Genomic DNA, 12,210 nt, shown 5'->3' with positions numbered 1-12,210 from the left:
AACCGCCCTCCAACCTCACCTATGAGCGAAAGCTCATTGCGCGGCCCAGCGGCTCACCCTCCACCGCGCCCTCGCGCATCACAATCTGCCCGCGCACCACGCTCGCCACCGGCCAGCCGGTGCAGGACACGCCCTCGAAAGGCGTCCAGCCGCACTGGCTGGCGATCCATGATTTCTCGATCCGGCGCGCCGCCCGCAAATCCACAATCGAGAAATCCGCATCATACCCTGCGGCGATCCGCCCCTTGTTCACCGCGCCATAAACCCGCGCCGGGCCGGCACACATCAAATCCACCAGCCGCAACAGCGAGAGCCGGCCTTGGGCCACCTGCTCGAGCATCATCGGCAACAGCGTCTGCACCCCGGTCATGCCCGAGGCGCAATCAGGCCAGGGCTTCTCCTTCGCCGCCTTGGAATGCGGCGCATGGTCGGAGGCCAGGGTATCCACCGTGCCATCGGCCACCGCGGCCCAGGCGGCCAGGCGGTGGCGCTCATCGCGCACCGGCGGGTTCATCACGCCGTAAGGCCCCAGCCGGTCATAAATATCCGGCGCCGATTGCACGAGATGGTTGAGCAACACCTCGGTGGTGACCAGCGCGCGGTAATCCTTGAGGTAGGCAAATTCCTCCTCGGTCGACACATGCAATATATGCACTGGCCGCCCGGTCTTGCGCGCCAGCGCCGCCACCCGGCGGGTGCCGAGAAACGCGCATTCAGGGTCGCGCCATAGCGCGTGGCTGGAATAAGGATCACCGCAGGTGAAGCGCGACTTGCGCTCGACCAGCCGGTATTCATCCTCAGAGTGAAACGAAACCCGCCGCCGCCCGCTGCGCAGCACACGCTCGATGCTGGCATCATCCTCCACCAGCAAATTCCCCGTGGAAGACCCCGCGAACACTTTGATGCCGCACACGCCGGGCATGCTCTCCATCATGCCGAGCTGCTCGATATTTTCCTTGTTGGCGCCAACATAAATGCCAACATCGCAATAGGCCCGCCCGGCGATGTAGTCATGCTTGCGGGTCAGGTTCTCAACATCGGTGGCCGCCGGGTTGGTGTTGGGCATGTCGAACACGCAGGTCACCCCGCCCAGCACCGCGCCCAGCGTGCCCGAGCGCATGTCTTCCACCCCCGCGATCCCGCCCATTCCACCATCGCGGAAATGCACATGCGGGTCGATCACGCCGGGCAGCACATGCAGGTTCGCCACATCAAAAACCTGCGCGGCGGGGCCAAGGTTTTTGCCAATGGCGGCAATATGCCCATCGCGCACGCCGATATCGGCCTGAACCTCGCCCCAGGGCAGAACCACGGTGCCGTTTTGCAGCAAAAGATCGAAACTCATAGCAGCCTCACATACATAAATCACCCCGCCTCACGGCAGCAGTTTCTGCAAATTTTCCAGCCAGATGCCGAGCACGGCTTTCGGCGAGAATTCCCCAACAAAGCGCTGGCGCGCGGCCAGCGCAAGTTTCACCCGCAACCGCGTATCATTAAAAATCTGCCCGGCGGCGGCGGCCAGGGCCCCGGGGTCGTCCACCGGCACCAGCAGCCCGTCTTCGCCGTCGCGCACCACGGCGTGTTCGCCTTCAACATCGGTGGCCAGCACCGGCGTCTGCGCGGAGAACGCCTCCAGCACCTCAGGCCCCAGCGGCCGCTGCCGCGCCGGGCATACGAACACATCCGCCGCCTTCAACAACGCCCCGGTGTCGCGCCGCGCGCCCAACAGCCGCACCCGTTTCTCAAGGCGCAATTGCGCGATCAACCGGCTCAGCGCCACGCGCTCCGGCCCCTCGCCCGCGATCACGCAATACATATCAGGCAGCAGCGCCGCCGCGCGGATCAGCGTATCAAACCCCCGGCTCCGCTCCAGCGGCCCCAGGCCCAGCAACAGCGGCGCCGCCTCGGGCACGCCCAGCGCCGCACGGCCTACCGGATCCTCGCGGGTATAGTCCTCAACAAAATCAGGCAGATAAAGCACCTTCGCGGGTGAAAATCCGCTTTGCGCGATATGGCTGGCAATGCCGCGCGTACTCCCCGCCAGATATGCGCAAAGGCCAAACTCGTTACGGCCGTAATAGCCATCCAGCCGGCCAACATTCACCCACGGCCCGCGCGGCAGAAACGTGGCGGCCCGGCCCGTCCAGGCCAGAGCGATCTGCGCCTTGCGCGCCTGCAAAACCTCGCGGATGTCTCTCAGCGTGGCAAAATCCAGCATCCCGCCGAATTCGAGCGTCATGGGCGCCAGCGCGCCCGTGCGCAGCCGCAGCTCAAGCCCCGGGTCAGGGCTGATTACCGGAAACACCTGATGGCCATTATGCGAGAGCAGCAGCGACATGCGCTCATACATTCCACCGGCGCCGCTCCCGGCGATGATCTGAGCTATGCGCATAACAGCCTCCGCGCGGCGGCAACCACGGTTTCCACCATCAACCCTTCCATGGGCGCCTCGCCAACCGGGCCAGGCGCGACGGCAACGGATGTACGCAAACCAGCCGGTGCGTATTCATCCGCCCGCGAACGCCCAAAGAGCCCCAAAGTCGGCGCCCCGGCGGCGGCGGCCAGATGCATCAGCCCAGAGTCGTTGCCGATAAAAATGGCGCAGCGGCGCAAACAGGCGGCAACTTCCGGCAGCGCCAGATTGCCGACAAGGTCAATCGCGCCCGGCAAGGCCGCCAAAACCGGCGCGGCCAGCGCGCGCTCATGCGCCCCCGGCCCCGCGAACACCGCCACCCGCGCGCCCGGAATTTGCGCCGTCAGCGCCTCATACAACGCGACAAAGCGCTCCGGCGGCCAGATTTTACCGCCCCAGTTGGCCGTTGGGCCAAGCCCGATCACCGGCCCCTCGCCCAGCAGGGCCGCGGCCCTGGCGTCGTCCGCCGGGGCGGTCCAGGCCACGGGCAAGGGCGCCGGGGAGAACCCCATGGCCGCCCCCAATTGCTCATAACGCCGCCCGGGACGCCGCCCGCCGCGCAGGATTTTACGCCGCCACGCCGCCAGAAAAAACGAAATGCCGGAGGAGCGCACATCCACCACCTGGCTCCAGAATTTCCCTACCAGCCGGGTCCATAGCCGTAGCCAATGGAGGTCGAAGCCTTCCTTCTCGAAGACGATCAATTGTTCCAGCCCCGGCATTCTGGCAAACACCCCCGCCGCCACCACACCACACGCAACCGTGATCCGCGCTTGCGGATTCTCCAGGCGCAGTTGCTCCAAAATGCCACAGGAGATCACGGCGTCGCCGAGCCGCGACGAGGTTATAAAAAGGATTCGCATCTGGCCATGCGTCTAGCACGGCTTGCGGCTCCCGCGCCAAGCGCCCATTTTCAATGGCATGACCTTTCTGGCACATCTACCGCAGCGCGGCGTTATCTCCCTCACCGGCGCGGACCGAGTCGGCTTTCTCAACGGCCTCGTCTCCAACGATGTTGCCCTAGCCGCCCCCGGCCGTGCGGTCTGGGCAGCCCTGCTCACGCCGCAGGGCCGCTACCTGTGCGACTTTTTCATTTATGCCAGCGCTGACTCGCTGCTGCTGGAAACCCCGCGCGAAGCGCTGGCGGGCCTGCTCACCCGCTTGAAGCGTTTCAAACTGCGCGCGGCGGCCGAACTGGCCGATGTCTCGGAGCACTTCCACATCTACGCCGGCTGGGGTGGCGGCGCCCCTGCCGCGCAGGTCATCGCGCCGGACCCGCGCCTGCCCGAGGCCGGGTTCCGCGCCCTGAGCGAGACCCCGCTCGCCACCAACGCCACCGCCGCCGATTACGCGGCCCACCGCATCGCGCTTGGCCTGCCCGACGGCCCGCCGGACCTGGAGGTGGAGAAAACGCTCCTGCTGGAAGCCGGGTTTGATGAATTGCACGGCATCGCCTGGGACAAAGGCTGTTACATGGGCCAGGAGCTGACCGCGCGCACCAAATACCGCGGCCTGGTCAAGCGCCGGCTCATCCCCGTGCTCTGCGGCGCGCAACCCCCACCGCCGGGAACCCCGATATTGGCCGATGGCGTGGAAGCCGGCACGCTGGGTTCGCACGCCGGGCAAATGGCGCTGGCGATGTTGCGGGTGGACGCGCTGGGCAAAACGCTGCTGGCCGGTTCCACCCCGCTGCACCCCAAGCCGCCAGACTGGCTACGCCTGCCTGAATAACAAAACCGCCGGAGGAATTCCCCCGGCGGCGTTGTATCGGTCGTGTTACTCTAAGTTACGCTAAGTTACTTAAAATTACTTCACCTGCGAAACGAACGGCACGGTCGAAGCCATGCCGGCTGTGTAATCCAGCGCGGCGGTTCCGGCCGGGTAGCCGTTTTTGCTCAGGATATAAGCCATAATATCGGTATACTGGTCGTGCGACAGGCTGCCCGGCGCGCTCACCGGCATCTGCTGCGCGATCTCGGTGAACACCGAGCCAACGGTATATTTGTTACCCGCTGCCGCAAAAGTCGGCCCGATCAAGGCGGGGCCTGCCACGCCTTTAAGGTCGGCGCCGTGGCACATCGCGCAGCTCTGCGCGAACACAGCGGCACCAGCGGTTGCCTGCGTCTGGGTGTACAGCGCGGGGGGCGTTGCCGCCATCGCCGCAACGGTTGCCAGCAGCAGACCGGCCGCCGCCAATCCAGTCACTTTAAATGCGTTCATCGGACTACTTTCATAAGCTAGCTGTTCGGAAATTTACACGCTTGCACGGCCAGCTCAAAAGGCGGCCATCGGCACAAATCGGCCAAGGCCCTGCTTGAGCAAGTGCAGCGCAATATCATTCTGCACCTGCCGCGCTAAAAGCGCAACGAGACCCCCGCTTCAATCCGGCCCGCGCGCGGGCTACAATGGAATGATGTCCGAGGATGATCTGTTCGCCCCCGCCGCCGCCGAATCGTTGCCGACACAGGGCCAGCCCCTGGCCGAGCGCCTGCGCCCGCGTGCCCTGGCGGACATTGCAGGCCAGGAACATCTGCTTGGGCCGCAGGGCAGCCTTACCGGAATGCTGGCCCGCGGCTCGCTCGCCTCGCTCATCCTCTGGGGGCCGCCGGGCGTTGGCAAAACCACCATCGCGCGCCTGCTCGCCGCCGGCGCCAATTTGCACTTCACGCAGATCTCCGCGGTCTTTTCCGGCGTGGCCGATCTCAAGCGCGTGTTCGACGATGCGCTGAAGCTAAAAAAAGCAGGCCGCGCCACGCTTCTTTTTGTTGACGAAATCCACCGCTTCAACCGCGCGCAACAGGACGCCTTTCTTCCCGTGGTCGAGGCCGGGACCATCGTGCTGGTCGGCGCCACCACCGAGAACCCCTCCTTCGCCCTCAACGGCGCGCTGCTTTCGCGCTGCCAGGTGCTGGTGTTGCGGCGGCTGGACGACGAGGCCATGGAGCTTCTCCTCCAGCGCGCCGAGGCTGAAACGGGGCTGCGCCTCCCGCTAACCCCCCAGGCCCGCGCGATGCTGCGCGCCATGGCCGATGGCGACGGCCGCGCCCTGCTCAACATGGCCGAACAGCTTTTCTCGCTCCCCAGCGCCGGAACTTTAAATTTAAATGAAGAAGACTTAAGCCGCCTGCTCTCGCGCCGCGCCGCACTTTATGACCGCGACCGCGAGGAACACTACAACCTCATCAGCGCGCTGCATAAATCCATGCGCGGCTCGGATGCCGACGCCGCCCTCTACTGGCTGGCCCGCATGTTCGCAGGCGGCGAAGACCCGCGCTTCATCGCCCGGCGGCTCACCCGCTTCGCCTCCGAGGACATTGGCCTGGCCGACCCGCAGGCTTTGGTGCAGGCCCTGGCCGCGTGGGACGCTTACGAGCGCCTCGGCTCCCCCGAGGGCGAGCTCTGCATCGCCCAGGCCGTGCTCTATCTCGCCACCGCCCCCAAATCGAACGCCGCCTACAAGGCTCTGGGTGCTGCCAACCGCGCCGCGAAGGAGACGGGCAGCCTCATGCCGCCCCAAAACATCCTCAACGCCCCGACCAAGCTGATGAAAAACCTCGGTTATGGCGAGGGCTACACCTATGACCACGACACTGACGAAGGCTTCTCGGGCGATAACTACTTCCCCGAAGGCATGGGCCGCCCGGACTTCTACCGCCCCGTGCAGCGCGGTTTTGAGCGCGATATCGCCAAGAGGCTCGCTTATTGGGCGAAATTGCGCGAAGAGGGCGCATGACTCTTACATTTGAAGTACCCGAGGCCGAGACCGGCACTCGCCTCGACCGTTTTTTGCGCCGCAATGTCGAGGGGCTGACCCAGGCGCATATCCAAAAATTCCTGCGCGCGGGCAAAATCCGGGTGAACGGCGCCAAGGCCGAGGCCAATACGCGCCTCGCCCTGGGTGATAGCGTCACCGCGCCCGAGATCACCCCGCCGAAGGAAATGCCCAAGGTCCGGCAGGTGATGACCATGGACCCGCATATGATCCGCGACCTGGAGGCCATGATCCTCTACCGGGATGACTCCGTGATCGTGCTCAACAAGCCCGCCGGCCTCGCCAGCCAGGGCGGCAGCGGCATCACTGTGCATCTCGACGGCATGCTGGATGCCCTGCGCTTCGAGGGCACCGAGCGCCCCAAACTCGTCCACCGGCTGGACCGCGACACCTCCGGCGTTCTGCTGCTGGCGCGCGGCGTAAAACCCGCCAGCAAGCTCGCCACCGCCTTCCGCGGGCGCGATGTTGAAAAAACCTATTGGGCGCTGGTCTGGGGCGTGCCCGATGTGCTGGAAGGCCGCATCGACCTTCCCCTGGTGCGCGTGGAAGTCAGCGGCATGTCCCGCTCCGAGCCCGCCAGCCGCAAAGACCCCGAAGCGCTGAAAGCCGTCACCGGCTACCGCGTGGTGGAATATGCGGGCAAAAAATTCGCCTGGATGGAGCTGCAACCCCAAACCGGGCGCATGCACCAGCTACGCGCCCACATGCTCGCACTCGGCACCCCCATTCTGGGCGACGCCGCCTACGGCCAGGCCTTCGCCGACGGTTTCGCGCCGCAACTGCACCTGCACGCCCGGCGATTGTCATTCCCCCACCCTGACGGCGGCTTCCTGACGGTAGAAGCCCCCCTGCCCAAACACATGCGCGACAGTTTTTTACACCTGGGTTTTACCATCCCGGAGACGATGAAACCGAAACGGACACCCTAGGCACCAAGGCTGCGCCCCGGAATTTTCACCGTCATGCCAGCGAAAGCTGGCATCTCCCCCCCCTAAAACAACGTCGCGTCATCCGCCAATTTATCGCCCTCAATCTCCAACACATCCCAATGCTCAATCATCCGGTTCTCCGCATTCATGCGGAAAATATCCGTATTCGTTGAGCGCGCCCCGTCGTTGCGATTGATCCCCGCCATAAAAACACTGTGATAGACGTAGATCAAATCACCCCCGGCGCCCATCAAATGAATATCCACCGGGAAATCCCCGCCGGTTGCTGCGATGTATTTTGGAATCTCCGTCTCGACAATTTCCTTGATGCGATGAAACCCGCCCGGCATGTCAGGGTTATGCTGAATATATGACTCATCGTAATAAACCGGCACCAGCGCCGCGTTGCCCTTGCTCCACATATTCAGCAAAACGCTGGTCATTACCGTTTTCATCTCCGCCCGCCGCGCCGCGCTCACCGGCAAATCCGCATTACCGCCGCCGGCAAACCTGTCCACGCCGTTTAGAGAATCCTGTGGAATAAACTGGCGTGAATTCCAATGCTCAACAATCATCCCGGTATCATCAAACCGGAAAATATCGGCGCCGGAAACCGGTACCGCGCCATCATATCTCACCTGCGCAAAAACAAAATCGCCATCGGCGACAATTCGAAAAACCTGGTGCGGCAGCGCCCCGCGCGCGGCCAGCCGCCGCCGCAGCGCCTCGCGCCCTGCTTGCAACACCGGCACACCTGCAAGTTTCGCGCAATGGGGCACATAGGCATCCGCAACCAGCCGCTCCAGCGCGTTCAAATCTCCACTGGCCAGCACACCGAAAAACGCCCGCACTTTCGCCTTGAGCATGCCAGCCCCCCTACCGCGGATAAAACTTCATCCGCAACGAAGGTATCGCCCTGAACGCCAGAATATTGGCGAATTTCACCTCAGCATCGAGCACCTCCGCCCCGGAAAAATTCTCAGTCAGCGCCGCGAAAAATTCGGTCAACTGCATTTTCGCCAGCAGATGCCCTATGCAATGATGAATCCCCGGCGCGAAGGTCAGCGACTGGTCATTCGTGCGCGACAAATCCAGCACCTCCGGATTTTCATAAGCGCGCGGATCGCGGTTCCCGGCCGCATGCATCAAAAATATCGTATCGCCTTTTTTTATCTGCTTGCCATGCCACTCAAAATCCGCCGCCACCGCGCGGTTCTGCGCGGCTGACATCGCCGAGTAGCGCATCAGCTCCAGCACCGCATTCATCATCTGCTCGGGATGATCCGCCATATACGCCCAGGCTTTCGCATCGCGCGCCAGTTTCTCAATCCCCAGCGTCATCGAATTTGCCGTCGTGTCATGCCCGGCGATCACCGCCACCTGCAACACGCCGACAATCTCATCCTCGCTCAACCCGTCCTTGCCGTCCTTGGCGTAAACCAGCGAGGAGATGAAATCATCCGCCCGGTGCGGGGTCTCGCGCCGGTCCTTGATGATGGGCAGCACCGCGGCGGTCAGCTCGGCAAATGCGCGGTCGGCGGCGATCACCCATTCGCCCTGCGGGTTCGGCGTGCCCAGCCCCACCATCACATCATTCGCCCACACCCGCAGGCGTGGATAAAATTCCTCCGGCAGCCCCAGCAGCTTCAAAATCACATTGCCCGGCAGCGCCAGCGCAATATCGGCAAACTCAATCTCTCCCGGCGCGCGCAGCTTTTCCATCAGCCCGGCGATAATACCCTTCGCATAGGGCCGCAGCGCCTCCACCACGTTGCGGCTGAACGCCTTGGTCAACAGCCCGCGCATCCGCGTGTGGTTTGGCGGGTCCATATTGGTGATCTGGTAGGGGGAGTATTTAACCAGGTTTGGCAGTTTCTCCGCCCATTGCGCTTGCGGAATCGCCGAAATAGACGCCTGCGCCAGCCGCACGTTGCTCACCGGAACCCGCCCGTAGAGCGCATCCATGATATCGGCATGCCGCGTCACGATCCAACATCTGGACTTCTCATCCCAATGCACCGGGTCGCTCTCGCGCAGTTCATTGAGGATCGGGAACAGCCGGTCGCCGAGTTCACCGGCATGGCTGAAGTCAAAATTGGCAAGGGTAACAGCCTGGTCCATCGCAATTCTCCTCCGGTATTTTTATATGCGGACACCCCACGCGCCGAGGTATCTCCCATTTTGTAAGCTACAATACTTTAGCTGGAGAATAAAGTTAAGTTGCGTATCAATTCTGAAGGCGCCGTTTTTATACCAAACCCGCGCAAATTGGGGTGTAAGAACAATATGTTGCCCGCGAATGCGCCGCGTGAGGCGCCCGTAGGCGCATAAAAAAAGCGCCGTGCGGTTTCCCACACGGCGCTTTTAATGTCACTTCTGAAAAATCAGCGGCGCAGGCTCAACCGGCCGATCAGGTCCTGGTAGCGCTTCACATTCTTGCGCTTCAGGTAGTCCAGCAGCGAGCGGCGCTGGCCAACCAGCACGAGCAGGCCACGGCGCGAATGGAAATCCTTCGCGTGGGTCTTGAGATGCTCGGTAAGGTTGGAGATGCGCTCGGAGAGCAGGGCAACCTGCACTTCGGGGCTGCCGGTGTCATGTTCGGCGGTCGCGTATTCGGCAATCAGCGCCGTGCGGCGCTCTGGCGTAATCGACATCGTGATATCCTTCACGAAAATTGTTGAATCAACCGCTCCGGCTTCAGCCACCCATCAGAGAGTCGGGCCAGCGCCAGAACGCGCCCCGCCGCCAGTACGCGAACCAGCCCTTCATCAGGATTGGCGGCATCTGGAATCCGCCCCATCAGGTCAACCAGGTTAATCGGCTGGCCTTGTGAGAGGGCATGAGCCTCTACTGCCGTCAGGGCCAGTGCCGGGATGTCGTCCAGCGCGGTCTCGAGCGGCCGAACAAGCTCGGCAAGTGCCTGGGGCGTATGCGACGGATCGAGGATCGTGTCCATACTAACCGCCATGTTTTCCAGGAATGGCCCCACGCGCAGGCGGCGCAGCACCACGATATGCCCGACCGTGCCGCAGGCGGCGGAGAGGTCGCGGGCCAGCGAGCGCATATAAACCCCCTTGCCGGACTCCACCTCAAATTCGGCGGTGTCGGCATCGGGCCGGCCGATCAGCTCAAAACGGTCAACCTGCGCGGGGCGCGCCGGCAACTCCGGCGGGGCTCCGGCGCGCGCCAGGTCATAGGCGCGCTCGCCATCGACCTTGATGGCCGAAAAAGCGGGCGGAATCTGCATGATACTGCCCCGGAACGCGGGGAGCGCCGCTCTTATCTGCTCATCCGTGGGCCGCGCATCCGAGGTCGCCGTCACCGCGCCCTCGGCATCATCGGTGTCGCGCGCCTCGCCGAAGCGGATGGTGAAATGGTAAAGTTTGGTCCCATCCATGACATAAGGCACGGTTTTGGTCGCATTGCCCAAAGCGATCGGCAGAATACCGGTGGCCAGCGGGTCCAGCGTGCCGCCATGCCCCGCCTTCTGCGCATCCAGCGCGCGCTTCACCTTGTTTACCGCCTGCGTACTGGTGATTCCCTGGGGTTTATCCAGAATCAGCCAGCCGTCGAGCTTGCGGCCCCGCTTTTGTTTAGCCATATTAAATCCAATCAAGAATGAGACACGGCTGATAGCGAATGCGGCGCGCCGCGAAAAGCCACGCGCCGCAAACATTTATTCATAATTTTTCGATCCAGGGTTGATCCATTAACGCCCCGGCAATCTTGATCTGTTGAAAAAGACTTGTCCGGCGGCAAGTCCGGCGGCCCCTCACCCGGAGGATTGCCTATATGTCTGGTATAAATGCATCGAGCTCTTTCCCGAAGCTGACCCCCTCCAGGGTCGCTCCCTCATACAACGCCGCCTTCGCGCAACCACTCCCGCCGGACCAGAGCCTCCCCAAACGGGAAAAATTCATCGGCTTCGCGCGCGATGAGGCCAGTGCGAGGATGCTGCATACGGTGCTGGCGCCGCAGCTGCGCGATAGCAACCAGATCCACGTGGTGGATTTCCGCGCCAGCCTGGCCATTCTCTCGGCCATGACCACGCCCGAGATCGTGCTGATCGACCTCTCGGGCGAGGATCAGCCGATTAACGCCGTGATGGAACTGGCCGAGGTGGTCGAGCCTGGAACCGTCGTGATGGCCATCGGCGAGACCATCAACGTGAATTTTTACCGGACCGTCACCAAGGGCATGGGGATTAAGGAATATCTGCCAAAACCCCTCAATCACGCCACGCTGGAACAGAATTTTCTTCCCATCATCAGCAATATGGCGAAGGACAACACGGTCAGGCGCAGCGGGCGGTTCGTGGTGTTCGCGGGCACCCGCGGCGGTGTCGGCACCTCTACCGTCGCCACCAACCTCGCCTGGCTGATCGGCAACGAGCTGCACCGCCACACCGCGCTGGTGGATGCCGAGCTGCATACAGGCACCATCGCGCTCAACCTCAACCTGAATGTCAACAACGGCCTGGGGACGGCGCTGGCCGTGCCCGAACGGGTGGACCAGCTGCTGCTGGAGCGCTCGATGCAGCCAGCCGGGGACCGGTTGCATGTGCTGGCCGGGCAGGAAGGGCTGGACAAGGATTTCACCTACAAGCCAGGCAGCGGCGGCACGCTCATCAGCGCGCTGCACGCACGCTATAATTTTGTCGTCATGGATGCCGGCAACCGCCTCTCCCCCTTCTCGCGCGACCTGTTGAACCTGGCCCAGCAGCGGATCATCGTGATGGACCCCAGCATGGTCTCCGTGCGCAACCTGGAGCGGCTGCACACCCTGCCGGGTGAGCGTTCGCAATCCTCGCGCCCGCTGGTTGTGCTCAACAGGGCGCAAACGCCGGGGGGGCTCTCCCAAAGCTATATGGAGCAGAGCCTGGGGCTGCGCTTTGATGCGGTGATCCCCGATCTCCCGCGCTCCGTGCCAAAGGCAAGCCAGTTCGGCACACCCGCCGCTTCGGTCCGCGGCCCCTTCCGCGATGCCATCGCCACCCTGGCCAAGGCGCTGGGAGCCACCTCCTCGGCGGAGATACCCTAAGCCCCGGATTAGGATTTTGTGGCGTATTCGGCTATACAGGGTGCTAGTCCTGACGA

The 12,210-nt window shown here is 63.2% G+C and carries 12 protein-coding genes; 4 read left to right on the top strand and 8 right to left on the bottom strand.

The genetic code is table 11. From position 1 onward, the window contains the following. Positions 1-19 precede the first annotated feature (19 nt). From QQJ84_RS10155 to QQJ84_RS10145, 3 genes are read right to left on the bottom strand one after another with little or no spacing between them, the layout of a single operon-like run. Positions 20-1,345, bottom strand: a complete 1,326-nt coding sequence (locus QQJ84_RS10155; RefSeq protein WP_284258060.1) for a dihydroorotase — start codon at positions 1,343-1,345, stop codon at positions 20-22. Between the two features lie 30 nt (positions 1,346-1,375). Continuing rightward, positions 1,376-2,392 carry a glycosyltransferase gene (locus QQJ84_RS10150; RefSeq protein ID WP_284258059.1) on the bottom strand — a complete coding sequence of 339 codons (1,017 nt, stop codon included), beginning with the start codon at positions 2,390-2,392 and terminating at the stop codon, positions 1,376-1,378. Further along, a complete protein-coding gene (locus QQJ84_RS10145; RefSeq protein ID WP_284258058.1) occupies positions 2,383-3,276 on the bottom strand; it encodes a glycosyltransferase family 9 protein in 894 nt (297 codons plus the stop codon). The genes QQJ84_RS10150 and QQJ84_RS10145 overlap by 10 nt, the downstream gene beginning before the upstream one ends. 58 nt (positions 3,277-3,334) lie before the next feature. On the opposite strand from QQJ84_RS10145, the gene ygfZ reads away from it, so the two are divergent. Further along, on the top strand, positions 3,335-4,144 hold the full coding sequence (gene ygfZ / locus QQJ84_RS10140) for a CAF17-like 4Fe-4S cluster assembly/insertion protein YgfZ (protein WP_284258057.1): 810 nt from the start codon (positions 3,335-3,337) through the stop codon (positions 4,142-4,144). A 75-nt stretch (positions 4,145-4,219) separates the two neighbouring features. Here the strand turns inward: ygfZ and QQJ84_RS10135 are convergent, their stop codons facing one another. Then, positions 4,220-4,633, bottom strand: coding sequence for a c-type cytochrome (locus QQJ84_RS10135; RefSeq protein ID WP_284258056.1), 414 nt, complete (start codon positions 4,631-4,633; stop codon positions 4,220-4,222). 190 nt (positions 4,634-4,823) lie between these two features. On the opposite strand from QQJ84_RS10135, the gene QQJ84_RS10130 reads away from it, so the two are divergent. Beyond that, on the top strand, positions 4,824-6,146 hold the full coding sequence (locus QQJ84_RS10130) for a replication-associated recombination protein A (protein ID WP_408861994.1): 1,323 nt from the start codon (positions 4,824-4,826) through the stop codon (positions 6,144-6,146). Further along, positions 6,143-7,114 (top strand): RluA family pseudouridine synthase, encoded by a 972-nt coding sequence (locus QQJ84_RS10125; RefSeq protein WP_284258055.1) that lies wholly within the window; start codon positions 6,143-6,145, stop codon positions 7,112-7,114. The genes QQJ84_RS10130 and QQJ84_RS10125 overlap by 4 nt, the downstream gene beginning before the upstream one ends. 62 nt (positions 7,115-7,176) lie before the next feature. Here QQJ84_RS10125 and QQJ84_RS10120 read toward each other — a convergent pair whose 3' ends face one another. The 4 genes from QQJ84_RS10120 to truB all read right to left on the bottom strand — a co-directional run bounded on the left by QQJ84_RS10120 (position 7,177) and on the right by truB (position 10,715). After that, positions 7,177-7,980, bottom strand: coding sequence for a nuclear transport factor 2 family protein (locus tag QQJ84_RS10120; protein WP_284258054.1), 804 nt, complete (start codon positions 7,978-7,980; stop codon positions 7,177-7,179). Positions 7,981-7,990: 10 nt separating this feature from the next. Continuing rightward, on the bottom strand, positions 7,991-9,235 hold the full coding sequence (locus tag QQJ84_RS10115; RefSeq protein WP_284258053.1) for a cytochrome P450: 1,245 nt from the start codon (positions 9,233-9,235) through the stop codon (positions 7,991-7,993). A gap of 263 nt (positions 9,236-9,498) precedes the next feature. After that, on the bottom strand, positions 9,499-9,768 hold the full coding sequence (rpsO, locus tag QQJ84_RS10110; RefSeq protein ID WP_284258052.1) for a 30S ribosomal protein S15: 270 nt from the start codon (positions 9,766-9,768) through the stop codon (positions 9,499-9,501). A gap of 11 nt (positions 9,769-9,779) precedes the next feature. Then, positions 9,780-10,715, bottom strand: a complete 936-nt coding sequence (gene truB, locus QQJ84_RS10105; RefSeq protein ID WP_284258050.1) for a tRNA pseudouridine(55) synthase TruB — start codon at positions 10,713-10,715, stop codon at positions 9,780-9,782. Between the two features lie 191 nt (positions 10,716-10,906). Between truB and QQJ84_RS10100 the strand changes: the two genes are divergently transcribed. Beyond that, on the top strand, positions 10,907-12,154 hold the full coding sequence (locus QQJ84_RS10100; protein WP_284258049.1) for an AAA family ATPase: 1,248 nt from the start codon (positions 10,907-10,909) through the stop codon (positions 12,152-12,154). Positions 12,155-12,210: the final 56 nt, after the last annotated feature.

It is taken from the genome of Acidocella aquatica, assembly GCF_030160635.1.
Lineage (GTDB): Bacteria > Pseudomonadota > Alphaproteobacteria > Acetobacterales > Acetobacteraceae > Acidocella > Acidocella aquatica.
This window is presented reverse-complemented; position numbering and strand designations above follow the sequence as displayed.

Excerpts from the sequence above, each read along its gene's own strand:
- QQJ84_RS10100 (WP_284258049.1), top strand. The coding sequence starts at position 10,907 with ATGTCTGGTATAAATGCATCGAGCTCTTTCCCGAAGCTGACCCCCTCC.
- QQJ84_RS10130 (WP_408861994.1), top strand. The coding sequence starts at position 4,824 with ATGATGTCCGAGGATGATCTGTTCGCCCCCGCCGCCGCCGAATCGTTG.
- rpsO (WP_284258052.1), bottom strand. The coding sequence starts at position 9,768 with ATGTCGATTACGCCAGAGCGCCGCACGGCGCTGATTGCCGAATACGCG.
- truB (WP_284258050.1), bottom strand. The coding sequence starts at position 10,715 with ATGGCTAAACAAAAGCGGGGCCGCAAGCTCGACGGCTGGCTGATTCTG.
- QQJ84_RS10115 (WP_284258053.1), bottom strand. The coding sequence starts at position 9,235 with ATGGACCAGGCTGTTACCCTTGCCAATTTTGACTTCAGCCATGCCGGT.
- QQJ84_RS10135 (WP_284258056.1), bottom strand. The coding sequence starts at position 4,633 with ATGAACGCATTTAAAGTGACTGGATTGGCGGCGGCCGGTCTGCTGCTG.
- QQJ84_RS10155 (WP_284258060.1), bottom strand. The coding sequence starts at position 1,345 with ATGAGTTTCGATCTTTTGCTGCAAAACGGCACCGTGGTTCTGCCCTGG.
- ygfZ (WP_284258057.1), top strand. The coding sequence starts at position 3,335 with ATGACCTTTCTGGCACATCTACCGCAGCGCGGCGTTATCTCCCTCACC.
- QQJ84_RS10120 (WP_284258054.1), bottom strand. The coding sequence starts at position 7,980 with ATGCTCAAGGCGAAAGTGCGGGCGTTTTTCGGTGTGCTGGCCAGTGGA.
- QQJ84_RS10150 (WP_284258059.1), bottom strand. The coding sequence starts at position 2,392 with ATGCGCATAGCTCAGATCATCGCCGGGAGCGGCGCCGGTGGAATGTAT.
- QQJ84_RS10125 (WP_284258055.1), top strand. The coding sequence starts at position 6,143 with ATGACTCTTACATTTGAAGTACCCGAGGCCGAGACCGGCACTCGCCTC.
- QQJ84_RS10145 (WP_284258058.1), bottom strand. The coding sequence starts at position 3,276 with ATGCGAATCCTTTTTATAACCTCGTCGCGGCTCGGCGACGCCGTGATC.